The organism is Rahnella sp. CG8, from assembly GCF_023701875.1.
Classification (GTDB): Bacteria; Pseudomonadota; Gammaproteobacteria; order Enterobacterales; family Enterobacteriaceae; genus Rahnella; species Rahnella aceris.
In genome coordinates, this window is record NZ_JABAED010000002.1 from 156,763 (window position 1) to 181,284 (window position 24,522).

The 24,522-nt window shown below is 52.3% G+C and carries 17 protein-coding genes; 6 read left to right on the forward strand and 11 right to left on the reverse strand.

Annotation, left to right across the window (positions count from 1 at the left end; genetic code table 11):
• Window positions 1-40: 40 nt before the first annotated feature.
• The 9 genes from HGO41_RS02685 to lrp all read right to left on the reverse strand — a co-directional run bounded on the left by HGO41_RS02685 (window position 41) and on the right by lrp (window position 14,333).
• On the reverse strand, window positions 41-898 hold the full coding sequence (locus tag HGO41_RS02685) for a dimethyl sulfoxide reductase anchor subunit family protein (RefSeq protein ID WP_013574783.1): 858 nt from the start codon (window positions 896-898) through the stop codon (window positions 41-43).
• 1 nt (window position 899) lies between these two features.
• Window positions 900-1,517: a DMSO/selenate family reductase complex B subunit gene (locus HGO41_RS02690; RefSeq protein WP_013574782.1), complete on the reverse strand. Its 618-nt coding sequence runs from the start codon at window positions 1,515-1,517 to the stop codon at window positions 900-902.
• An 11-nt stretch (window positions 1,518-1,528) separates the two neighbouring features.
• On the reverse strand, window positions 1,529-3,976 hold the full coding sequence (gene dmsA, locus HGO41_RS02695; protein WP_112198016.1) for a dimethylsulfoxide reductase subunit A: 2,448 nt from the start codon (window positions 3,974-3,976) through the stop codon (window positions 1,529-1,531).
• 83 nt (window positions 3,977-4,059) lie between these two features.
• Window positions 4,060-6,516, reverse strand: coding sequence for a selenate/tellurate reductase subunit YnfE (ynfE, locus tag HGO41_RS02700; RefSeq protein WP_223510375.1), 2,457 nt, complete (start codon window positions 6,514-6,516; stop codon window positions 4,060-4,062).
• Window positions 6,517-6,715: 199 nt separating this feature from the next.
• Window positions 6,716-8,008 carry a serine--tRNA ligase gene (gene serS, locus HGO41_RS02705; protein WP_013574779.1) on the reverse strand — a complete coding sequence of 431 codons (1,293 nt, stop codon included), beginning with the start codon at window positions 8,006-8,008 and terminating at the stop codon, window positions 6,716-6,718.
• 106 nt (window positions 8,009-8,114) lie between these two features.
• A complete protein-coding gene (locus HGO41_RS02710) occupies window positions 8,115-9,458 on the reverse strand; it encodes a replication-associated recombination protein A (protein WP_013574778.1) in 1,344 nt (447 codons plus the stop codon).
• A gap of 7 nt (window positions 9,459-9,465) precedes the next feature.
• Window positions 9,466-10,077: an outer membrane lipoprotein periplasmic chaperone LolA gene (gene lolA, locus HGO41_RS02715; RefSeq protein WP_013574777.1), complete on the reverse strand. Its 612-nt coding sequence runs from the start codon at window positions 10,075-10,077 to the stop codon at window positions 9,466-9,468.
• A gap of 194 nt (window positions 10,078-10,271) precedes the next feature.
• Window positions 10,272-13,718 (reverse strand): DNA translocase FtsK 4TM domain-containing protein, encoded by a 3,447-nt coding sequence (locus tag HGO41_RS02720; protein ID WP_250980741.1) that lies wholly within the window; start codon window positions 13,716-13,718, stop codon window positions 10,272-10,274.
• Between the two features lie 120 nt (window positions 13,719-13,838).
• The gene (gene lrp, locus HGO41_RS02725) at window positions 13,839-14,333 is read right to left on the reverse strand and encodes a leucine-responsive transcriptional regulator Lrp (protein WP_013574775.1); all 495 of its coding nucleotides are present in this window, start codon (window positions 14,331-14,333) and stop codon (window positions 13,839-13,841) included.
• Between the two features lie 732 nt (window positions 14,334-15,065).
• Here lrp and trxB point away from each other — a divergent pair.
• The 5 genes from trxB to infA all read left to right on the forward strand — a co-directional run bounded on the left by trxB (window position 15,066) and on the right by infA (window position 20,771).
• Complete coding sequence (gene trxB / locus HGO41_RS02730) at window positions 15,066-16,034, forward strand: thioredoxin-disulfide reductase (RefSeq protein WP_015689578.1); 969 nt, start codon at window positions 15,066-15,068, stop codon at window positions 16,032-16,034.
• A gap of 148 nt (window positions 16,035-16,182) precedes the next feature.
• Window positions 16,183-17,949, forward strand: a complete 1,767-nt coding sequence (gene cydD / locus HGO41_RS02735; protein WP_013574773.1) for a heme ABC transporter permease/ATP-binding protein CydD — start codon at window positions 16,183-16,185, stop codon at window positions 17,947-17,949.
• Between the two features lie 2 nt (window positions 17,950-17,951).
• Entirely contained in the window at window positions 17,952-19,673 is a 1,722-nt protein-coding gene (cydC, locus tag HGO41_RS02740; protein ID WP_015689577.1) for a heme ABC transporter ATP-binding protein/permease CydC, read from the forward strand.
• 51 nt (window positions 19,674-19,724) lie between these two features.
• Window positions 19,725-20,459 (forward strand): leucyl/phenylalanyl-tRNA--protein transferase, encoded by a 735-nt coding sequence (gene aat / locus HGO41_RS02745; protein WP_013574771.1) that lies wholly within the window; start codon window positions 19,725-19,727, stop codon window positions 20,457-20,459.
• Between the two features lie 93 nt (window positions 20,460-20,552).
• Window positions 20,553-20,771 (forward strand): translation initiation factor IF-1, encoded by a 219-nt coding sequence (gene infA / locus HGO41_RS02750; protein ID WP_002211347.1) that lies wholly within the window; start codon window positions 20,553-20,555, stop codon window positions 20,769-20,771.
• 221 nt (window positions 20,772-20,992) lie between these two features.
• Here the strand turns inward: infA and clpA are convergent, their stop codons facing one another.
• Window positions 20,993-23,275, reverse strand: coding sequence for an ATP-dependent Clp protease ATP-binding subunit ClpA (clpA, locus tag HGO41_RS02755; RefSeq protein WP_013574770.1), 2,283 nt, complete (start codon window positions 23,273-23,275; stop codon window positions 20,993-20,995).
• 27 nt (window positions 23,276-23,302) lie between these two features.
• Complete coding sequence (clpS, locus tag HGO41_RS02760; protein ID WP_013574769.1) at window positions 23,303-23,623, reverse strand: ATP-dependent Clp protease adapter ClpS; 321 nt, start codon at window positions 23,621-23,623, stop codon at window positions 23,303-23,305.
• A gap of 393 nt (window positions 23,624-24,016) precedes the next feature.
• Between clpS and cspD the strand changes: the two genes are divergently transcribed.
• Window positions 24,017-24,238, forward strand: a complete 222-nt coding sequence (gene cspD / locus HGO41_RS02765) for a cold shock-like protein CspD (RefSeq protein ID WP_013574768.1) — start codon at window positions 24,017-24,019, stop codon at window positions 24,236-24,238.
• Window positions 24,239-24,522 lie beyond the last annotated feature (284 nt).

The following is a 24,522-nucleotide window of genomic DNA, read 5'->3' on the forward strand; positions in this document are numbered from 1 at the left end:
TACTGGCGACGTGCCTCCTGATAAACCTGACTACCTGAAATTAGCCGCCCACTGCCATTCCCACTGTCATATGCAGACCGTAGAAAATCGCCCGACCAATCAGTTCTCCGGCAAACACCAGCACAAAGGCCAGTATCATTGAGGCCAGTGCAGGTCGTTTACGCAGTATAAGCGGACAGAACCAGCAGCCCAGTCCAAGAACAACCAGCACCAGCCGCCACACCGACAACACACCGTATTGTGGGATAAGCGCTGACGCAGCCTGAACGGAACTGCTGATGCCTGCCAGACTGGCGCTTTGCATAACAACAACAGCCATACTCACGACCAGTGACACAAAGCTGATGACCGGCAGCAGACGTAGCGCACAACCATTAATATTAGCACCACGCAGCAGCAGGTAGCCCAGAACCGGTCCGCCAATCAGTACCGTCAGGCCAAAATGAAACGCGGTATACGCATTGTCCCAGGTTGGCACAGTATTGATTGCATACACACGACACATCGCGAAGACGAATCCAACACCTGCCAGCATGGTCACGATTAACCAGATTTTAGCGAGCACGCGTGGCATCTTGTTGATCATCGCCAGCAGCCAGTAAATCCCGCCCAGCGCAAAGAAGAGCGAGCCGCTGCCAATTTCGTTGCTCAGCGGCGACGCGCCCAGCCGGTTAAGCGAATTGAATGCCCGCAGCGGTGACCCCAGATGCAGAACCGAGGCGATGAAAGCGATCGCCATCAACACCCACAAAAAGAACATCGAGAGATGGATCTGGCGGTATTCTTCCCTACTGCGCTGAGTCAGCAACGCAATGGCAAGCACAATAAATGCGCCAACGACACATTGCCCCAGAACCGTAAAGACCATCAAAGGCCATTCATGCCATCCGTTTCCCATCTCAAACCTCCTTCGGGTTAGCCAGATAACCCGTGGTATCGCCTACAGGACGGCAATTCGCATTGGGTTTAATGACGATATTTGGGTGAGTGAAATGTGAAGCCGGCAACGGTGCCACTTCAGCCAGTTCACCGTATTTCGCACGCAGTTCTTCGATTGGCGCCATATCCAACGCACGCAGCGGGCAGGATTCAACACAAATCGGTTTTTTACCTTCAGCAATGCGTTCGTAGCATCCGTCACATTTGGTCATGTGACCTTTGGCTTCATTGTATTGCGGCGCGCCATACGGACACGCCATATGGCAATAACGACAGCCAATACAGATATCTTCGTTTACGACCACAAAACCGTCTTCACGCTTATGCATCGCGCCACTCGGACAGACCTTGGTGCAGGCGGGATCCGCACAATGGTTACAGGAAATTGACAAATAATAGGCGAAGACATTCTGATGCCAGCCATCTCCGTCTTTTTGCCAGTCGCCGCCAGCATATTCATAGATACGGCGGAAACTCACGTCCGGGGTTAAATTTTTGAAGTCCTTGCATGCCAGTTCACAGGTTTTGCACCCTGTGCAGCGGCTTGAGTCAATATAAAAACCATATTGAGTTGTCATGATTTACTCCGTTAAACCTTAGCCACTTGCACAAGGTTGGTATGAGAGGGGTTACCTTTCGCCAGCGGTGAAGGTCTTTGAGAAGTCAGTACATTAATGCTGCCCGCACGGTCGATTTTTTTGCTGTCAGGGGAATACCAGGCACCTTCGCCAAGTGCGACAACGCCCGGCATCATGCGCGGTGTCACTTTGGCGGCTATATGCACTTCCCCGCGATCGTTAAAGATGCGGATCATGTCGCCGTTGGTGATACCACGCTGTGCGGCATCCATCGGATTGATCCACATTTCCTGGCGACAGGCTGCTTTCAGTACATCAACATTGCCGTAAGTGGAGTGGGTACGCGCTTTGTAGTGGAAACCCGTCATCTGTAACGGATATTTACTGGCCAGCGGGTCGTCATAGTTTTCGAAACCGGCGGCATACACCGGTAATGGATCAATAACGTCCTCTTTAGAGAGTTCCCATTCAGCCGCAATCTTGGCCAGTTCAGCAGAGTAAATTTCGATTTTACCGGACGGCGTACTCAGCGGATTGGCCGCAGGATTTTCACGGAATGCTTTGTAAGCCACATGATGCTGGTCGGGGTCACGTTTTTTGAATATGCCCTGTTTGCGGAAGGTCTCGAAATCTGGCAGTTCTGGCAGCGCTTCACGTGACTGCTGATACAGATGACGCAACCATTCTTCCTGCGTACGGCCTTCGGTGAACTGCTGCTCTACCCCCATGCGGCGGGAAAGCTCGCTGGTCATTTCATAGATGTTCTTGCACTGGAAACGTGGCGTAATCGCCTGATCGGCAAAAATCACATAATCCATGTTGCCGCACGAGGCATCGAGACAGAAATCCATCTGCTCAGAGGCCGTGCAGTCTGGCAGGATAATATCTGCGTATTTTGCTGACGAGGTCATGTGGTTATCAATCACCACAATCATTTCACACTGTTTGTCATCCTGCAGAATGTCATGGGTGCGGTTAATATCTGAATGCTGATTGATCAAACAGTTACCAGCGTAGTTCCAGATAAACTTAATGGGCACATCAAGTTTATCCTTGCCGCGCACGCCATCTTTCATGGCGGTCATCTGCGGGCCACGCACAATCGCATCCGTCCACAGGAACATAGAAATACTGGTCTGAACCGGATTTTCCAGCGTCGGCATACGTACAAACGGGATCTCGTAGGAACCTTCGCGGGCACCGGAATTGCCACCGTTAACGCCCACGTTGCCAGTAAGGATCGCCAGCATCGCAATTGCACGGGTTGCAATTTCTCCGTTAGCGTGACGCTGCGGGCCCCAACCCTGCGTGATAAATGCTGGTTTTGCCTGTCCGATTTCACGTCCCAGCTTGACGATTTTATCCACGGAGATGCCCGTGATTTTTGCCGCCCATTCAGGCGTTTTCGCTACACCGTCTGGCCCTTTGCCGAGAATATAAGCCTTGTAATGCGCATTCTCAGGCACACCCGCCGGTAAGGTCTTTTCGTCATACCCGACGCAATACTTATCGAGGAATGGCTGATCAACCAGATTTTCAGTGATCATGACGTGCGCCAGCGCCGCTGCCAGCGCGCCATCAGTACCCGGACGGATCGGCACCCATTCGTCTTCGCGTCCGGCACCGGTATCGGTATAGCGCGGATCCACAATGATCATACGGGCGTTCGAACGCTGGCGAGCCTGTTCGAGGTAATATGTCACCCCGCCACCGCTCATACGGGTTTCACCCGGGTTATTGCCGAACAGCACCACCAGTTTGCTGTTTTCGATATCAGACGGGCTGTTGCCGTCCGCCCAGCCGCCATAGGTATAATTAAGACCCGCTGCAATTTGCGCTGAACTGTAGTCGCCATAATGATTCAGATAACCACCGCAGCAGTTCATCAGACGAGCGATCAGTGTCTTGCCTGGCGGCCATGAACGCGTCATCGTGCCACCCAGCGTACCTGTGCCGTAATTCAGATAAATCGCTTCATTGCCATAGCGATGAATAATGTCTTTAAGGCTGCCCGCCAGGGTGTCAAAGGCTTCGTCCCAGCTGATAGGCTTGAATTTCCCTTCACCACGTTTGCCCACGCGTTTCATCGGATACTTCAGACGGTCCGGGTTATAAACACGACGACGCATTGAGCGCCCGCGCAGACAGGCACGAACCTGATGCAGTCCTTCATAATTGTCATTACCGGTATTGTCGGTCTCGACATAGCGGATCTCGTTATCAACGACGTGCATTCGCAACGGACAGCGGCTGCCGCAGTTAACAGTACAGGCACTCCAGACGATTTTCTCATCTGTAGATTTGGCCGGGGCCTGTAGCTTTTCCGCACGTATTGATTTGAACGGCAACGATATGCCGCCAACTGCGGCTGCTATACCGGCGAGTGTGGTTCCCTTAACCAGGTCACGGCGGCTGATCCCACCGCCTGAATCGGTTTTATTACTGTTTGAATCTGACATTGCTTACTCCGTAACGCCCTTATCTGAAGGACGAAAATTTAACAACCCTGTCATCGGGCCCTGGCTCGTGGCTCGTGGCTTCTTTAGACTTTTTCTATTTGAATCAAATTTGTATGCTGAGGATTACCCTTCGCTAACGGTGAGGGGCGTTGGGTTGTCAGCGTGTTCATACAGGCACCATGGTCAATACGGTCACCACCCATATTGGCCTGATGCCATGCGCCCTGCCCCATAGCCACAACGCCGGGTATGATGCGCGGGGTGACTTTTGCCGCTACACGCACTTCACCGCGGTCATTAAAGACTTTCACTTTGTCACCGTTTTCAATGCCACGGGTTTTGGCATCGATCGGGTTAATCCAGACTTCCTGCCGGCAGGACGCCTGCAAAACATCGATATTGCCGTATGTGGAATGGGTGCGGGCTTTGTAGTGGAAGCCGAACATCTGCAACGGAAACTGGCTACGTTTCGGATCGTCCCAGCCTTCAAAGGTTGAGGCATATACCGGCAGCGGACTAATGGTTTCATCTTTTTTCAGCTCCCATTCGCCGGCAATTTTCGCCAGAGCAGAGGAGTAAATTTCGATTTTACCGGAAGGTGTTTTCAGCGGATTGGCCTGGGGATCCTGACGGAATTTTTTATAAGCCACAAAATGCCCGGCAGGATCCTTACGCTTATATATCCCCATTAGCCGTAGTTCTTCATAAGCAGGCAATGCCGGGTCTTTCGCCAGCATTTTGGCATACAGATATTGCAACCACTCCCGCTGGGTACGGCCTTCGGTGAACTTGTTATAAACATCCGGGCCAAGACGACGCGCGACTTCGCTCATCATCTCGTAGATGCCTTTACGTTCGAACTTAGCGGACGTTGCGGGCTGGATGAAAATCAGATACCCCATATTTCCGGCGTAGTCATTTGGAATAATATCTTCCTGCTCGACGGTCATAAGGTCAGGCAGCAGGATGTCGGCGTACTTCGCCGAGGAGGTCATGAAGTTTTCCAGCACGACGATCATCTCGCACTGCGTGTCATCCTGCAGAATATCGTGGGTTTTATTGATGTCGGAATGCTGGTTGGTGATGGTATTACCGGCATAGTTCCAGATGAATTTGATCGGCACATCCAGTTTGTCTTTGCCGCGCACGCCATCTTTCGTGGCAGTCATCTGCGGGCCACGGGCAATGGCATCAGTCCAGCTAAAACAGGAAATCTGTGTTTTGACCGGATTTTCCAGCACGGGCATGCGTTCAATGGTGATGGTATAAGTGGATTCACGTGCGCCACTATTGCCGCCATTAATGCCAACATTGCCGGTTAAAATCGGCAACATAGCGATGGCTCGGGACGTCAGTTCACCGTTGGCCTGACGCTGTGGACCCCAGCCCTGAGAGATATAGGCGGGTTTTGCCTGACCGATTTCGCGGGCCAGTTTGACAATACGATTGGCCGGAATACCGGTAATGCGGGACGCCCATTCAGGTGTCTTTGCCGTCGCATCTTCGCCCAGGCCGAGAATATAGGCTTTGTAATGACTGTTGGCCGTTGCGTCCGCAGGCAGGGTTTTTTCGTCGTAGCCCACACAATACGAATCAAGGAAGGGTTGGTCGACCATGTTCTCAGTGATCAGCACATGCGCAAGGCCAGCCACCAGTGCGGCATCCGTCCCCGGACGAATAGGGATCCACTCGTCTTCCCGACCTGCAGCAGTATCCGTATAACGCGGGTCGATCACGATCATACGGGCATTGGAACGCTGGCGTGCCTGTTCGAGGTAATAGGTGATACCGCCGCCACTCATGCGCGTTTCAGCCGGATTGTTACCGAACAGGACGACCAGCTTGCTGTTTTCAATATCTGACGTACTGTTGCCCTCGTTACTGCCATACGTGTATGGCATGGCGCAGGCGATTTGCGCGGTACTGTAAGTGCCGTAATGACTGAGAAAACCGCCATAGCAGTTCATCAGGCGGGCAACCAGCGAAGCGTAAGGAGAAGAACGGGTGATGTTGCCGCCTACAATGCCGGACGTGTAATTGATATATACCGCTTCATTGCCGTATTTCGCGACAATACGCTTCAGGTTATTGGCAATTTCATCGAACGCCTCTTCCCAGCTAATGCGTTTAAACTTACCTTCACCGCGCTTGCCGACGCGCTTCATCGGATAATTCAGGCGCTCCGGATGATTCATGCGGCGGCGGATAGAACGCCCGCGCAGGCAGGCGCGCACCTGATGATCACCGTAAATATCCTGCCCGGTATTGTCTGTTTCGACCCAGTACACCTCATCATCACGTACATGCAAACGTAACGCACAACGGCTACCGCAGTTGACTGAACAGGCGCCCCACACCACTTTATCTTCGGAGACTAAATGCTTCGCCTCACCCACTCCCTGGGCCAGTGCTTTACGGCTAAAAGGAAGGGATACGCCATCCGCAGCAACGGCCAGCCCTGCCAGCGTTGATGTTTTGATCAGTGTCCGGCGGCTGATACCACTTTTTAGCGTGGTGATTTCTGATTTGATTTCCGACATTTTTCGCTCCGGTAATGAGGCAATACCCACTCAAACAGCATGGATACTACTTATTAGGGGGTACGAAACCTTGTCTGCTATCAAAAAAGGCGGGGTTGAAGAGAAAGAAATACGGAATTCGTAACGTAACGCATGATTTCATGCATAAAAAAAAGCGCCCTAAGGCGCTTTTCGCTATGTTAGTGCAGATATAACGGGATTAACCGATATATTCTAAACCGCCCATGTACGGACGTAATACTTCCGGCACTTCGATACGGCCATCAGCTTGTTGGTAGTTTTCCAGCACGGCGACCAGTGTACGGCCTACAGCCAAACCAGAACCATTCAGGGTATGAACCAGACGTGGTTTTTTATCGGTTTTGTTGCGGCAACGCGCCTGCATACGACGGGCCTGGAAATCACCCATGTTGGAGCATGAGGAGATTTCACGGTATGTATCCTGCGCTGGCAACCAAACTTCCAGATCGTAGGTTTTGCAAGAGCCAAAGCCCATATCGCCGGTACACAACAAAACTTTGCGGTATGGCAAATTCAGCAGCTGAAGCACCTTTTCTGCATGGCCGGTCAGTTCTTCCAGTGCGTCCATTGAATCTTCAGGACGAACGATTTGCACCATCTCAACTTTGTCAAACTGGTGCATGCGGATCAGACCACGGGTATCACGACCATACGAACCGGCTTCTGAACGGAAACATGGCGTATGCGCTGTCATCTTCAGTGGCAGAGATTCTTCTTCAAGAATTTCATCACGGGTCAGGTTGGTCAGCGGCACTTCCGCCGTCGGGATCAGCGCATAGTTACTGCTGCCCGCCTCTTCATCCAGGGGTTTGGTATGGAACAGGTCTTCGCCAAACTTAGGCAACTGACCGGTACCGTACAACGTTTCCTGATTGACCAGATAGGGAACATAGGTTTCCAGATAACCGTGTTGCTCTGTGTGCAGATCGAGCATGAACTGCGACAGCGCGCGATGCATACGGGCGATTTGCCCTTTCATCACGACAAAACGCGCACCCGTCAGTTTAACGGCAGCGGCAAAATCCAGGCCGCCAGCCATTTCGCCCAGCGATACGTGATCGCGCACGGTGAAATCGTACTGACGCGGCGTGCCCCAGCGGCTCACTTCCTGGTTATCGTTCTCATCTTTACCGGCAGGCACGGAGTCATCAGGCATGTTTGGAATAGCAGAAGCGATATCGCGGATGTCATTTTGCAATGCATCCAGTTCAGCTTTCGCTGCATCCAGCTTCTCACCCAGCGTATTCACTTCCAGACGCAGGGGTTCGATGTCTTCGCCACGGGCTTTTGCCTGACCGATAGATTTCGATCGGGAGTTACGTTCAGCCTGTAGAGTTTCCGTTTCTACCTGCAAGACTTTGCGGCGTTCTTCCTGAGAACGCAGCGTTTCCACATCGAGTTTAAAACCTCTGCGAGCGAGTTTTTCTGCAACTGCGTCTAGCTCATTACGCAGCAGATTGGGATCCAGCATGCTAATCCTGTACGTGTCGTTATTGAATGTTAATTTGATGATGCACGCTGTCTGAAATGGCAGCGTGTCAAAGAGTTATCACGGTAACCTTACCGCAACGATAAAATTAGCGGTAGCGTTTTGTCGGGCTATTTTGATCTTGTTCGGCAAGCCATGCCAACTTTTCGCCGATCTTGCCTTCAAGCCCGCGTGATGTCGGGTAATAATACTGCGTACGGGCCATTTCAGGCGGGAAATAATCCTCTCCCGCCGCATATGCATTCGGTTCGTCATGCGCATAACGATACTCAGCACCAAGCCCCATTTCTTTCATCAGTTTGGTAGGCGCATTACGCAAATGTTCCGGCACATCAAAATCTGCCATTTCGCGTGCATCACGCATGGCAGATTTGAATGCGGTGTATACAGCATTACTTTTCGGTGCACAGGCCAGATACACAATCGCCTGGGCAATCGCACGCTCACCTTCAGCCGGGCCAACACGGGTAAAACAATCCCAGGCAGCGAGCGCCACCTGCATGCCCCGTGGATCGGCATTCCCGACATCTTCTGAAGCAATCGCCAACAAACGTCGGGCGACATACAACGGATCACCACCGGCGGTGATGATTCGGGCATACCAGTAAAGCGCCGCATCAGGCGAAGAACCCCGCACTGATTTATGCAATGCAGAGATTAAATCGTAAAAACGATCGCCTTTATTGTCGAAGCGCGCACTGCGTTCACCGGCAATCTCAGTGAGTAATTCCGGCGTGAGTGTCCTGTAACCATTGGCGTCGATTTCCGCCATATCGGCCATCATTTCAATACTGTTCAGCGCCCGGCGCGCGTCGCCATTCACCAGCTCCGAAAGCATCCGGCGGGTTTCCGGCGGAACACGGATTTTCTCATTGGCGTAACCGCGCTCAGAATTACTCAGTGCCTGATCAATCACTTTCTCGATATCTTCAGCCGTCAGTGATTTAAGTAAATACACACGAGCGCGAGACAGCAATGCGGAATTGAGTTCGAAAGAAGGGTTTTCGGTGGTCGCACCAATAAATGTAATGGTGCCATCTTCAATGTGCGGCAGGAAAGCGTCCTGCTGACTTTTGTTAAAGCGATGGACTTCATCAACGAACAAAATGGTACGACGCCCGGCATCGCGATTCTGCCGGGCTCGCTCAATCGCTTCCCGAATATCTTTAACACCGGATGTGACCGCAGATATACGCTCAACATCGGCGTTTGCATACCGGCCAATCAGTTCTGCCAGCGTCGTTTTCCCGGTACCCGGCGGCCCCCACAAAATCATCGAATGCAATTGCCCTGCTTCAATGGCCCGCGGCAGAGGTTTGCCCGGCGCTAACAGATGCTGCTGTCCAATATATTCTGCAAGAGTGACTGGCCGCATTCTGGCGGCCAGTGGCTGGAATTCATTTTGGGAAAAATCGAGTGACAGATTACTCAAACTAACCTCACTGACGCTGGTCGTCCACCGTCACACCCTGCGGCGGAGTAAATTTAAACTTGGCATCATCAACAGACGCATTTTGCTCACCTTTCAGGGTATAAGCACTTTTCTGCCCGTCCTGTTCAACGGCAGTGAAGCTTTTGATAGTGCCTGAAGGGGTCACATTGATCGCAAATTGTTTCAGATTACCGGTCGCAGCTTTCGGCGTTAATTCAAAGTCATCGCCTTTCTGTTTCACGTTATATTTTGCCCAGTCACTGCTATCATTACGCGTGATCAGCATGAACGGCGTGTTGCCGGTGGCATTTTTAAGCCAGGTTGCCGTGACTTGTTCAACGAACGGGTTATAGAACCATAGGGTTTTACCGTCGGAAACTAAAATGCTCTCATCCGGCGTAGTCATATGCCAGTTAAACAGGTTTGGACGTTTCACCCACAACTGACCTTCGCCCTGCTGAACGGCTGCACCATCATCGCTGGTTACCGTCTGCGTGAAGCTGGCATGGAAAGTATTGAGCTTACCCAGACGAGATTTGAGATCACTGCTGGCATCCGCTAAAACGGAAGCAGAGGTAAATGCGGTCAGTAAACACCCTACCATTAACAATTTTTTCATTCTTATACTTACCTCAGAAATCCATAAACTTCAGACGATGCCTTTTACACAGGCAAAAGACGTATGGTGCGAACTCTATCCGAGGCAGCGCCCCGGCGGTAGCTCATTCATCTGAAAAACAATAGTTTTACGCATCTTTGCACAAGGGTCGCATTCGCGACCCTTCTTAACAAATGCAGGCAAACCGGCTGGGTTTACTCGTGTGACGGTGGTGCCAACACTTCGCGGTTACCGTTATGACCCGGCGTACTGACAATGCCCTGCGCTTCCATTTGCTCAACAATGCGCGCCGCACGGTTGTAACCGATACGGAACTGACGCTGAACACCCGAAATCGACGCACGGCGTTTATCGACTACGAACGCAACCGCCTGATCAAACAGCGCATCGAGCTCTTCATCACCGTCCAGCCCTAAACCGCCACCCTCACCATCTTCACCACCGGAAACAATGCTTTCGATGTATTTTGGACGACCGCGCGCTTTCCAGTCCTGAACCACCGCATGCACTTCCTGGTCGCGGACAAAAGCACCGTGAACACGCACCGGAATCGAGGAGTTTGGTGCCATATACAGCATGTCCCCCATCCCCAGCAGTGATTCTGCGCCGCCCTGATCCAGAATGGTGCGGGAGTCAATTTTACTCGAAACTGTAAAGGCAATTCGGGTCGGAATGTTGGCTTTAATCAGACCGGTAATAACATCGACAGAAGGACGCTGGGTCGCCAGAACCAGGTGAATACCTGCCGCACGGGCTTTCTGGGCCAGGCGCGCAATCAGCTCTTCAACTTTTTTACCCACGGTCATCATCAGGTCGGCAAACTCATCGACCAGCACCACGATAAACGGTTCTTTCTGCAGATACGGCGGCTCAGCAGCCATGCCATCGCCCGGCTTCCAGAACGGATCAGGAATGGGACGTCCCATCGCCTCCGCTTCCAGAACACGTTCATTGTAACCGGCAAGGTTACGCACACCCAGCGCCGACATCAGTTTATAGCGACGTTCCATTTCACCGACACACCAGCGCAGCGCATTGGCTGCATCTTTCATGTCAGTAACGACTTCGGTCAGCAGATGTGGAATACCTTCATACACCGACAATTCGAGCATTTTCGGGTCGATCATAATGAAGCGCACATCTTCAGGTTTAGACTTGTACAGCATACTCAGAATCATGGCGTTAACGCCGACGGACTTACCGGAACCGGTCGTACCGGCCACCAGCAAGTGAGGCATTTTCGCCAGATCGGCGATAACCGGCTCACCTGAAATATCTTTACCCAGCACAATTGTCAGCGGCGACGTACTTTCTTTAAATTTCGCACAGTCCAGCACTTCGCGCAGATATACCGTCTGGCGCTTCTTGTTTGGTAATTCCAGGCCGACATACGGTTTGCCCGGGATCACTTCCACAACACGCACCGCAACCGCAGACAATGAACGGGCAAGGTCACGCGAAAGGTTAGAAATACGTGCAGCTTTCACGCCCGGCGCCAGATCCAGTTCGAAACGGGTAATCACCGGCCCCGGCAATTTCCCCACGACATCGGCTTTAATGCGGTAATCATTCAGACGCGCTTCGATCAAATTTCCCATCTGTTCCAGCGCGAACTCATCCACAGGCTCAGCTTCAGCCGGCGGTGAGGTCAGCAAATCCAGTGATGGCAGCGGTGTGGTCGGTTTCACCAGCGGCTGTTCATTACGCATAAGGAACGGATGGATCAGGCTATCCATATCAGGCTGCGCCGATGGCGAAGACTGTCGTGGAGCCTCATATTCCTGCGCATGCTGTACGGGCTCAGAAGACGTAGCGCGCTGATAAGGTTGTTGTGCAAACGTTGCAGGCTGCGGTTCTTCTTCCGCTTGTGCCGGCAATGTAAACAGCGGTTCAGAAGGCGTATCGTCCACCAGGTCAGCCATTGGTGAGAAGCTGAACGCATCATGCTGGCTGAGTTTCATGGCTTCAGCGGCAAAATCATCAGCAACAGCCGGTAATTCAGTCTGCTGATTTTGTGAATGATGATGCTGTACCACGCCGCTTAGCGGTTCGACATCCTGCTGATAGCGGGCCTGCTCACGCGCAGCAAACGCATTGCGCAATTCGGCTTCCTGCAAGGCAGTTTCTTCATCAGGTTCATTTTCAGTGACCGCATCGCCATAGCGCTCTTGTTGCTGAGCGGCAAACGCCTGCTGCAATGCTGCTTCCTGTAGCGCTTCTACGTCTGCCTGGATCTGTGGATCGCTATGCGTCGCAGACTGTGCCTGTTCCTGCTGTTCTGCCATACGCTGAGAAGGCAGCTTGATGCCATACGAGGCCAGCTCACGGCGTGTAGGTATACGCACCGGATTAGGACGCGGCAACTCAGGGCCAAAGCCTTTTTTCACCTGTGGATTTTCATCGCTCACAGCACTGAAGGCTGGCATAAAGGTGTTACCAGCGGAAGATGCCGTGGACTGCCCTGCCTGTGCAAGGCCGGTCGCCAGTGCTGCGGTGGCCGCCACGCTGGCCGCCTGAGCGGCATCAGGCACTGCTGAACTGAAATCAAACGGAGAACGGGAATGCTCCACGGCAGTTTGCCAGTTGCCCAGACTCGGACCATCTTCCTCTCTGCGCTCAACTGGCGCTGGTGAAGGCGATTGCTGAACGGGCTGCGGATGGCGCGGAACTGGTGTTTCTTCCGGGATCTCGAAATTGTATAACGGCGGAATGGCCGTTGCCGGTGCTGGCTGCGGTGAAATATTAGCAACCGGCGGCTCAGCAGCATAAGGATCCGCTGCCTGTACCGGTTCAGCAACAGCCGCGCTCGCAGCAGGTGCGGTAGCCTCAGAAGAGGCCTGCGCCACAGGTTCATTCACCGAAGGCGCAGAGAACAGCACGTCATCTTCATCAGCTTCGGAAGCGGCGGCAGTTGCAGGAGCCGCTGCAGCAGCGACGGCCGGCGCGACTTTAGCAGCCGGTTTTGCGTCATCGTCTTCCAGTAGCGGAGCGTCCTCCTCGTCGTAATCATAATCATCGTCACGACGGGACCGGTTGGTCACGATATTCGTTACACCCAGCACGGCACCACCGATCTTTTCGGCGATCGTCAACCAGGACCAGCCGGTAAATAAGGTCAGGCCCGCAGCCCAGACGCATAACAGCACCAGAGTCGCCCCCACATTATTAAAGTAAGGTGTCATTGCGGTACTGAGCAAACTGCCGATTACACCGCCGGAAGCGAAGTAATACAGGTCATCAACATTGACGGCAGCAAGACCACAAGACGTGACAATGAGCGCCAGCGTGCCAATAAGGCGCAGCGAAAGGGCAAAATAATCGACGAAATCCTGTTTATCCCGCTGACGGAAAGCCGCCCAGCAGAGACACAGAATAATAGGTGGAATAGCGTAACCAAATACGCCAAAGATGAAGAACAGCGTGTCGGCCATCCATGCACCTACACCACCGCCCCAGTTATGAATTGGCCCATGCCAGGCTGTCTGAGACCAGCTTGGATCAGAGGGGTTAAAACTCACCAATGCCGCCATTAAATAAGCAGCAAAAATCGCTACCACAACCAGCAAAGCCTCCAGAAGACGGCGGCCATTGCTCAGTTTTTTCAGGGTAACTTCTTTATCTTCTGTATATTCCTGGCTCAAGAAAGGCTCTCCAGGTTCCTGTGAACTGAGAAAAAGCAACAGCGCCGAGACTCCCCGGCGCCATAGCTGTATAGATACACAGGAGTGTAGCTAAAATGACAAGGTTTTGCACCAGAACAATTACCGGGTCTTAATGACCAGGCGATTTGTCTGTTTCACTTCTTCCATCACCACGTAGGTGCGGGTGTCGTTAACACCTGGCAGACGAAGTAAAGTCTCACCTAACAGCTTACGGTAAGCAGACATATCAGGTACGCGGGTTTTCAACAGGTAGTCGAAGTCCCCTGAAACCAGATGACACTCCTGAATATCTTCGAGTTTTTGTACTGCCGCATTGAACTGTTCAAACACATCCGGGGCGCCGCGATTGAGGGTAATCTCAACAAATACCAGCAACGATGCGTCCAGATAATGCGGGTTGAGCAATGCAGTATAACCATTGATGAAGCCCTGACGTTCAAGACGACGAACGCGCTCCAGACATGGAGTTGGAGATAATCCCACACGTTTGGAAAGCTCGACGTTTGAAATCCGGCCATCCTTTTGCAATTCGTTGAGGATGTTACGGTCAATACGGTCGAGATCTTTTCCCGGACGTTTTTTGTTGTCTACCATTATTATTGTCTCTCTGCTGTCCTTCCCTGCACCTGCCATACCCCAGCCAACTTCAATGTCTAAGGGTTGTCCCAAGCGAAGACCCGATGATTAAGGTTTACGCATCCAAAAGCCGCGTTGATCCCCTGTCAAAAGGAACACGGCCATAAAACGGATACTCAAAAGAAATAACCTTGTGAAATTAATAGATTGAAAACCACCAACCTGATTCACTAAACCCTGCTGCGACATAAAAACCAAAAAGCAATACCAGGACGGGTCCGTAGCAGCCAATTGCATAAATTCAAGTCACAGACAGGCAGTTAATTTCTTCTTCCCCTGATGTTTTCGCAAATGCACAGCGGATTGTCAAAGTAAAAGAAGCAAAATCAGAAGAACGTGCCAGATTGAAAAGCGGACGCCCCCTTTTTAGCTGTCTTTTATCTATGAACAATAACAACGCATCTCACCCATTATTTCGGCCAAATCCCTACAAACAATCCTGAATTGTGGCTAAATTAACGCGTTCTGATGAACAACGTTCACAACGATCGGTCGCCGGAATGCTGGTTTTTCATCCTATCCATCAAACAGTTATCTGCCTCATCAATATTGGCGAAATCCTTTTTACGCGGGTTACGCAGTAAAAACTATCAGACAAATCGTTAACAACATCTGAGTTTACTTTTTTTACTGCGCCGTTTTCCCTACAATCGGTTTATCGCTTGTCGCCATCGCGGAGATGAATTACGCATGAGTACGGTTAAACACAGTAAGTTATTGATCTTGGGTTCCGGTCCGGCGGGTTATACCGCAGCGGTTTATGCTGCGCGTGCAAACCTCAATCCGGTATTAATTACCGGTGTGGAAAAAGGCGGTCAGCTGACCACCACTACCGAAGTGGAAAACTGGCCAGGTGATCCGGAGGGCCTGACCGGTCCGGGCTTAATGGAACGTATGCATGAGCATGCCACCAAATTTAATACTGAGATCATTTTCGACCACATCAACAAAGTCGATTTGCAGAACCGTCCGTTCCGCCTGACTGGTGACAGCGGTGAATACACCTGTGACGCGCTGATCATCGCAACCGGCGCTTCAGCACGTTATATCGGTCTGCCTTCTGAAGAAGCTTTTAAAGGTCGCGGCGTGTCAGCCTGCGCAACCTGTGATGGCTTCTTCTATCGCAACCAGAAAGTCGCGGTTGTCGGCGGTGGCAACACCGCTGTTGAAGAAGCTCTTTATCTGGCCAATATTGCCTCTGAAGTGCATCTGATTCACCGTCGTGACAACTTCCGTGCAGAAAAAATTCTGGTGGATCGTCTGAATGACAAAGTGGCCAGCGGCAATATCGTTCTGCATACCCATAAGACCCTGAATGAAGTGGTCGGCGATCAGATGGGTGTGACAGGCGCGAGCCTGCTCGACGTGCGCACTGATGAGAAATCGCAAGTGGATGTGGCGGGCGTGTTCATTGCTATCGGCCACAGCCCGAATACCGGCATTTTTGAAGGCCAGCTGGAACTGAAAGATGGCTACATCAAAGTGCAGTCCGGCTCTCATGGCAACGCCACCCAGACCAGTATTCCGGGCGTCTTCGCAGCGGGCGATGTTATGGATCATATCTACCGTCAGGCGATCACTTCTGCCGGAACCGGTTGTATGGCCGCACTGGATGCAGAACGCTATCTGGACGGTTTATCTCAAGCCCCGGATTTATAATTACGCCTGCGGCTAGTTATCGGACCAAGAGTCCATACAAAGAGTAACGAATAAGGCGGCTTAATTGCCGCCTTATTGTTTTCAGTGTTGAGCCAAGCATGTAACATGAGCGCCCTCCCATCCGGATTGCTGCACAGACTGATGCCTGATGAATAAAACACGACAACAAGAACTTATCCGCTGGTTAAAACAACAAAGCTCACGCGCCAAAGGCTGGATCCGTCTGTCTATGATGCTGGGTTTACTTTCCGGTTTGCTGATCCTCGCGCAAGCCTGGCTGATGGCCGGATTACTGCACAGCCTGATCATTGACCACACACCGCGTGATGCCCTGCTGCAAAGTTTCCTGTTAATGGCGCTGACGTTTGTTCTGCGCGCTGTGGTCACCTGGCTGCGTGAACAGGTGGGCTTTATTTGCGGACGTGTTATCCGTCAGGAAATGCGCAAGCTGGTGCTGGATCGTCTCGAGAAGCTGGGACCTGCCTGGATCCAGGGAAAACCGGCTGGCAGTTGGGCCAGCATTATTCTTGAACAAATCGAAGATATGCAGGATTACTATTCCCGTTATCTGCCGCAGATCGCTCTCGCAGGTATTATTCCCCTCCTCATTCTGGTCAGTATTTTCCCGATTAACTGGGCCGCCGGGCTTATTTTGCTGGTGACAGCGCCGCTGATCCCGCTGTTTATGGCACTGGTCGGTATGGGGGCCGCTGATGCGAACCGTCGTAACTTTGTCGCGCTGGCGCGTCTGAGTGGGAATTTTCTCGACAGCCTGCGCGGTCTTGATACGCTTCGCCTTTTCCATCGCGGCACAGCGGAAATCGACCAGATTAAGCGTTCAACTGAAAACTTCCGCGCCCGCACGATGGACGTTCTGCGTCTGGCCTTTTTATCTTCCGCTGTACTCGAATTCTTCGCCTCTATTTCTATCGCCGTTGTCGCGGTTTACTTCGGCTTCTCCTATCTCGGTGAACTCAATTTTGGCAGTTACGGCACGCCTGTGACCCTGTTCGCTGGCTTTCTGGTACTGATACTTGCCCCTGAGTTTTTCCAGCCTCTGCGTGATCTGGGCGCGTTTTACCACGCCAAAGCGCAAGCCATCGGCGCAGCAGAAAGTTTAGTCACGTTTCTGAGCGCAGAAAGTGCCGATATGGGTGACGGCGAGCAACCCTGGCCAGCCGGGCAGACAGTGGCACTGGCAGCCCGCGACGTCATTATTCAGTCACCGCAAGGCAAAACGCTGGCCGGTCCGTTAACGTTTAGCATTCAGACCGGACAACGTATCGCGATTGTCGGCCTGAGCGGCGCGGGGAAAAGCTCCCTGCTCAACGCCCTGCTGGGCTTCCTGCCTTACCAGGGTTCCCTTACTGCCAGCGGTATTGAACTGAAATCATTGCGTAGTGACGAATGGCGTAAACAGCTGAGCTGGGTGGGCCAGAACCCGTATCTGCCCGAACTTACCCTGCGCGCCAACATTCTGCTTAATCAGCCGGAGGTCAGTGACGAACAGCTTCAGTCCGCCATTGAACGTGCGTATGTGAATGAATTTCTACCCTTGTTACCGCTGGGGCTGGAAACTGAACTGGGTGACAGTGCTGCGCGGTTATCTATCGGACAGGCGCAACGCGTCGCCGTTGCCCGCGCCCTGCTCTCACCATGCAGTTTGTTACTTCTCGATGAGCCGACCGCCAGCCTGGATGCGCACAGCGAAAAACGTGTAATGAGCGCGCTGAGCGAAGCCTCAAAAGCGCAGACTTCACTGCTTGTAACGCATCAACTGGAAGATACCCGTGACTACGACGAAATCTGGGTGATGGAGAAAGGCCTGATCGCTGAGCGTGGCACCTTCGCGCAACTGGTGACTCAGAACGGTTTATTCGCCAGTCTGCTTTCCCGGCGGAATAAGGAGCTTTAATGATGAAAACCCTTCTGCCTTATCTCGCCCTGTACCGCCGCCACGGGTTCCGTCTGTCACTGGGTGTCATTCTGGCCATCGTCACCTTACTGGCGAGCATCGGTCTGCTGACGCTCTCTGGCTGGTTCCTGGCAGCCTCGGCAGTGGCCGGTGTCGCCGGTTTATACAGCTTCAACTATATGCTGCCCGCAGCCGGTGTGCGCGGTGCTGCGATATTTCGTACCGCAGGCCGCTATGCTGAACGTCTGGTCAGCCACGACGCGACCTTCCGTGTGCTGGCGCATTTGCGGGTGTTTACATTCACAAAAATTCTGCCGCTGTCACCAGGGGGAATTGCACATTTCCGTCAGGCTGACCTGCTTAACCGCCTGGTCGCCGATGTCGATACGCTCGATCACTTATATCTGCGGGTCATTTCTCCGCTGGTGAGTGCGCTGGTGGTGATCATTCTGGTGACCTTCGGCCTGAGCTTCCTCGACGTGAAACTGGCGCTGACGCTGGGCGCGATTATGCTGGTGCTGATGCTGCTCCTGCCGGTGATTTTCTACCGCGCGGGAAAACCTGCCGGACGTGAACTGACGGCGCTGCGCAGTAACTACCGGATGCAACTGACATCGTGGTTACAGGGGCAGTCTGAACTGGTGGTTTTCGGCGCTCAGTCGCGGTTCCGCCAGCAACTCAATGATATCGAACAGCGTTGGATGTTGCGCCAGCAGCAGCAGGCAAAACTCACGGGCCTGTCTCAGGCAATGGTGATCGCGGCGGCCGGTCTGACCGTCACACTGATGCTATGGCTGGCTGCCGGTGGTATCAACCAGTTCCCGCAACCGGGCGCACTGATCGCACTGTTTGTCTTCACCCCGCTGGCGGCATTCGAAGCGCTGGGACCTGTAGCCGCCGCATTCCAGCATCTCGGGCAGGTTATCGCCTCAGCTCAGCGCGTCAGCCAGATCATCGACCAGCCCGCAGATGTGACCTTCCCGTCTCAGGGCCCGCTGGCCGGTGAACGGGTTAGTCTGTCGCTGAAAAATGTGACTTTCAGCTATCCGGGGCAACCCTTGCCGGTGCTGAAAAATATCAATCTGGATGTCCGTGCCGGTGAGCACATCGCCCTGCTTGGTCAGACCGGTTGTGGCAAATCCACCCTGCTGCAACTGCTGACTCGCGCCTGGGATATCAGCAACGGTACGTTGGAAATCAACGGTCATCCGGTTGCTGATTATGATGAAGCGACACTGCGCAAAATGATCACCGTCGTCAGCCAGCGTGCGCACGTCTTTAACACCACGCTGCGCGAAAACCTGCGCATGGCATCGCCGCAGAGCACCGACGAACAAATCGCCGATGCTCTGAAACAAGTTGATTTACATGTCCTGCTGGAAAACGAAGGCCTGAATGCCTGGCTCGGTGAAGGCGGACGTCAGCTTTCCGGCGGCGAACAGCGTCGTATCGGGCTGGCGCGAGCTTTGTTACATGACGCGCCACTGTGGTTGCTGGATGAACCCACGGAAGGGCTGGATGCAGAAACGGAACAACACATTTTGGCACTGCTGCACAAGCATTGTCAGAATAAGACGCTACTCTTAGTGACGCACCGTTTGCACGGTCTGGAAGCCCTCGACAGGATATGTGTTATGGAAGAGGGGCAGATTGTGGAACAAGGCGATCACCAGACGTTAACCGCGGCACAAAGTCGTTATGCAAGGTTCCTTGCCCGCGCCTGACGGGGTTGTTTGTGGTTTTACGGCGGACGTGTCCGCCGGATAAGGAGATCTATGCGGTTAGTTAAGCTTGAGGCCAATTCATTGAATTTCCCGGAACCTGAAACCGCATTGCAGGAGCCGAATGGCCTGCTGGCTATCGGGGGCGATCTTACCGCTCCCCGCCTGCTTTCCGCGTACCAGCATGGCATTTTCCCCTGGTTCGAGCCGGGGGAAATGATCCTCTGGTGGTCACCTGACCCCCGCGCAATTTTGGTCCCGGGAGAACGCCACGCCAGCCGCAGTCTGAAACGTTTTATGCGCAAGATGCCGTTTCGTTTCACCCTCAACCAGCAATTTGAGCAGGTGATCCATGCGTGCGCCATGCAGCGTGAAGATGGCACCTGGATCGGGCCGCTGGTGCAGCGTGGTTATCAGGAATTGCATGAAGCCGGACGCGCGCACTCGGTTGAAGTCTGGGAAGGTGATGAACTGGTTGGCGGTTTGTACGGCGTTTCTGTCGGCGGATTATTTTGCGGTGAGTCGATGTTCAGCCGGCGGGAGAATGCCTCTAAGTGCGCGCTTATGCTTTTTTGCCAACATTTTTCCCGCAATGGAGGAGAACTGATTGACTGTCAGGTGCTCAACCCTCACACTGCGTCGCTGGGTGCGAGAGAGATCCCCCGCCGCCAATTTTTGCAGCAGTTATCCGCACTTTCGCAACGCGCGTTAGCACCGGATTGCTGGTTGCCACAAGACTTATCCCCACATGATGAAGACCTGCCGGTGTTCCCGAAGGATAGGGAATAGGTGCGGTCATGGACCATACTTCTTTACATAATGTGGGTTTTTCGGCATTATCTTGCCGGTTAAAAACTATGGTAGTTAGACCTAGAGGATTCGATGGCCAAAGAAGACAACATTGAAATGCAAGGCACCGTACTTGATACGCTGCCAAACACTATGTTCCGTGTAGAATTAGAAAACGGACACGTAGTTACCGCTCACATCTCCGGTAAAATGCGTAAGAACTACATCCGCATCCTGACGGGCGACAAAGTCACTGTAGAGCTGACCCCGTACGACCTGAGCAAAGGCCGCATTGTCTTCCGTAGCCGTTAATAAGCGGCTCACTCATCGCTGATTTTCCGGCGATACCTGAGGATACCCTTTTCGCCCTTCCTGCTGTTGCAAGGGCGTTTTGTGGTATCCGCAATCCGGCGTTTTGTTCCATTATCCTTTCTGAAATCCCTCACTAATTACTGCAATTAAATAAAGAATTTCAGAAAGAAAAAAGGCGATGTTTTCACATCGCCTTTTGTTTTTTCATGCTTTATGAAAAATTAATGCACCGCACCTTCCGGTTTTTTCTTCTGCGCACTCATAAAGTGATAAGTGAGCTTGTCAGCCGCCTTATCCAGTGCCACAGAGACGGAACCGCCATCCACCAGTGAACCAAACAGCAGCTCGTTAGCGAGTGGTTTTTTCAGGTTTTCCTGAACGGTACGGGTCATCGGACGCGCACCCATCGCACGGTCATAGCCTTTCACTGTCAGCCAGTCGCGAGCCTCGTCGCTGACTTCCAGAGAAACGCCTTTCGCATCCAGTTGCGCCTGCAGTTCGACGATAAACTTGTCGACAACCTGCTGGATAACTTCCGTAGACAAATGGTTGAACCAGATAACGTTGTCCAGACGGTTACGGAATTCCGGCGTAAAGGTCCGTTTGATCTCTTCCATCGCATCCGGGCTGTTATCCTGATGCACCAGACCAATCGATTTACGTTCCGTTTCACGCACACCGGCGTTAGTGGTCATCACCAAAATCACGTTACGGAAATCTGCTTTGCGACCGTTGTTATCGGTCAGCGTACCGTTGTCCATTACCTGCAGCAGCAGGTTGAAGACATCCGGATGCGCCTTCTCTATTTCATCAAGCAGCACGACGGCGTGCGGATGTTTAATCACCGCATCCGTCAGCAAACCGCCCTGATCAAAACCGACATATCCCGGAGGCGCACCGATCAGACGGCTGACCGTATGACGTTCCATGTATTCCGACATATCAAAACGCAGCAGTTCGATATCCATCGCTTTCGCCAACTGAACCGTCACTTCGGTTTTCCCCACCCCGGTTGGACCGGCGAACAGGAACGAACCGACAGGCTTGTGATCCTGACCCAGACCGGCGCGGCTCATCTTGATCGCTTCGGTCAGTGCTTCAATAGCCGGATCTTGTCCGAAGACCAGCATTTTCAGGCGGTCGCCCAGACTTTTCAGGACATCACGGTCTGTCGCAGACACAGTTTTTTCCGGAATGCGGGCAATACGCGCTACGACACTTTCGATATCGCTGACATTCACGGTTTTCTTGCGTTTGCTGACCGGCATTAACCGGCTACGTGCGCCCGCTTCGTCAATCACGTCGATGGCTTTGTCCGGCAGATGACGGTCATTAATGTATTTGACCGACAGCTCGACCGCCGCACGCACCGCTTTTGCGGTGTAGCGCACATCGTGATGCGCTTCGTATTTGGTTTTCAGGCCGTTAATAATCTGGACGGTTTCTTCAACGCTTGGCTCAGTAATATCAATTTTCTGGAAACGCCGTGCCAGAGCGCGATCTTTCTCAAAGATATTGCTGAATTCCTGATAGGTAGTCGAACCGATCACGCGGATTTTGCCGCTCGACAGCAACGGTTTGATAAGGTTTGCCGCGTCCACCTGACCACCTGACGCCGCACCGGCACCGATAATCGTGTGGATTTCATCAATAAACAGAATGCTGTTTTTATCCTGCTCCAGCTGTTTCAGCAGAGATTTGAAACGTTTCTCGAAATCACCGCGGTATTTGGTACCCGCCAGCAACGAACCAATATCCAGAGAATACAGAGTGCAATCCGCCATTACTTCCGGCACATCGCCCTGCTCGATTCGCCATGCCAGCCCTTCGGCAATGGCCGTTTTACCTACGCCGGATTCGCCCACCAACAGCGGGTTGTTTTTACGGCGACGGCAGAGCACCTGAATGGCGCGCTCCAGTTCTTTGTCACGGCCAATCAGCGGATCGATACCACCTACGCGCGCTAACTGGTTAAGATTAGTGGTGAAGTTCTCCATACGATCTTCCCCCGCCGACTGTTCTTCGTTAACTGGGTTTTCCGCATTGTTTTGCGCCTGGCTACCCGATTCATCTTTACGGGTGCCGTGCGAGATAAAGTTCACCACATCAAGGCGGCTGACATCATGTTTACGCAGTAAGTAGGCAGCCTGAGATTCCTGTTCGCTGAAAATCGCGACCAGAACGTTGGCGCCGGACACTTCACTGCGGCCAGAAGATTGCACGTGGAATACCGCACGTTGCAGAACGCGCTGGAAACTCAGCGTAGGCTGGGTGTCACGTTCCTCTTCACTGGCAGGTAAGGTGGGTGTGGTTTGCTCGATGAAGGCTTCCAGTTCCTGGCGCAGGGCCACTAAATCAACTGTACAAGCTTCGAGCGCTTCACGGGCAGCAGGGTTGCTGAGCAACGCCAGCAACAGGTGCTCCACGGTCATAAACTCATGCCGGTGCTCACGGGCTCTTGCGAAAGCCATGTTGAGACTGAGTTCAAGTTCTTGATTGAGCATAGGCACCTCCCAAATAGATTGCCTTAATCAGGCTTTTTCCAGCGTACACAGCAACGGATGCTCATTCTCCTTGGCGTACTCATTTACGTGTGCGACCTTGGTTTCCGCGACTTCGGCAGTATAAACGCCGCATATCGCTTTACCTCTGTAGTGCACCTGGAGCATCAGTTGCGTTGCACGTTCAATATCATAAGAAAAGAACTTTTGCAGAACGTCAATCACAAATTCCATTGGAGTGTAATCGTCGTTGTTTAATATAACTTTATACATAGATGGCGGTTTTACCTCATCCTTTTGCTTATCCGCCGCCAAATGTTCAAAATTTAGCCAGTCTTGATTATTACCCATTGCCAGTTCATCACCTGTGAAGATCGTATTGGAAGCCAAATACACAAACGGGAAGACTTTCTGCAGAGCCTCGCGCTGTTATTACCGTATTTTACCATCTCTGGCCTCACCTTGCCGCTGCACAAAATGTCTACGTACGTCAGACAACGCCGGGCAAAACTTAACAAAATATGTCAATAGCGTTACCTGCTTCAAACTTTGGTTATCTGCTCCCCCGCGACAAATGCCGTTTCCTTGACGTCTAACTCTATTCCACTAGAGTGTAAATTCGTGAGCTGAACGGAGTTTAAACCGGCGTGAACAGACGCTTATCCGCCGTGTTCCGGCCTTCGGGCTCACTCAACTGGCTTTATCTATTTACTACCAGACTAGTCATGAGAGGGATGTAGAAGCATGCAGACGGGTACTGTTAAATGGTTCAATAATGCTAAAGGCTTTGGCTTCATTTGCCCGCAAAATGGCGGTGAAGACATCTTCGCTCACTACTCCACAATCCAGATGGAGGGTTACCGGACTCTGAAAGCCGGCCAGCAGGTCAATTTCGACGTTCATGAAGGCCCAAAGGGGAATCATGCCAGTCTCATTATTCCAGTGGAAAGTGAAGTGGTCGCCTGACCGGTTCAGCATCACGCATCAGATAACGCTTCAACTGCAAATGCCGGTCACTTACTGACTGGCATTTTTATTTATGGGGGAGAATGCTTCCGGCTTCAAGTCCTGAGCGTGAAAAAAAGTACATTTTTTAGACACAAATTGCTAAGACACGTCATATGAGGATGTAAATCTAAACATCATCTCAACAAATTACATGCAATTTCTCCATAATTCCCACCGTTGTATACCTGTTTATTCTTGGCCTGATGAAATAGCCACCACAAAACTCTGGCTCACGACAACAG

Coding starts and splice junctions, on each gene's coding strand:
- trxB (WP_015689578.1), top strand. CDS start 15,066: ATGAGTACGGTTAAACACAGTAAGTTATTGATCTTGGGTTCCGGTCCG.
- HGO41_RS02685 (WP_013574783.1), bottom strand. CDS start 898: ATGGGAAACGGATGGCATGAATGGCCTTTGATGGTCTTTACGGTTCTG.
- serS (WP_013574779.1), bottom strand. CDS start 8,008: ATGCTGGATCCCAATCTGCTGCGTAATGAGCTAGACGCAGTTGCAGAA.
- clpS (WP_013574769.1), bottom strand. CDS start 23,623: ATGGGTAATAATCAAGACTGGCTAAATTTTGAACATTTGGCGGCGGAT.
- lolA (WP_013574777.1), bottom strand. CDS start 10,077: ATGAAAAAATTGTTAATGGTAGGGTGTTTACTGACCGCATTTACCTCT.
- cydC (WP_015689577.1), top strand. CDS start 17,952: ATGAAAACCCTTCTGCCTTATCTCGCCCTGTACCGCCGCCACGGGTTC.
- dmsA (WP_112198016.1), bottom strand. CDS start 3,976: ATGTCAGATTCAAACAGTAATAAAACCGATTCAGGCGGTGGGATCAGC.
- cydD (WP_013574773.1), top strand. CDS start 16,183: ATGAATAAAACACGACAACAAGAACTTATCCGCTGGTTAAAACAACAA.
- ynfE (WP_223510375.1), bottom strand. CDS start 6,516: ATGTCGGAAATCAAATCAGAAATCACCACGCTAAAAAGTGGTATCAGC.
- aat (WP_013574771.1), top strand. CDS start 19,725: ATGCGGTTAGTTAAGCTTGAGGCCAATTCATTGAATTTCCCGGAACCT.
- clpA (WP_013574770.1), bottom strand. CDS start 23,275: ATGCTCAATCAAGAACTTGAACTCAGTCTCAACATGGCTTTCGCAAGA.
- lrp (WP_013574775.1), bottom strand. CDS start 14,333: ATGGTAGACAACAAAAAACGTCCGGGAAAAGATCTCGACCGTATTGAC.
- infA (WP_002211347.1), top strand. CDS start 20,553: ATGGCCAAAGAAGACAACATTGAAATGCAAGGCACCGTACTTGATACG.
- HGO41_RS02690 (WP_013574782.1), bottom strand. CDS start 1,517: ATGACAACTCAATATGGTTTTTATATTGACTCAAGCCGCTGCACAGGG.
- cspD (WP_013574768.1), top strand. CDS start 24,017: ATGCAGACGGGTACTGTTAAATGGTTCAATAATGCTAAAGGCTTTGGC.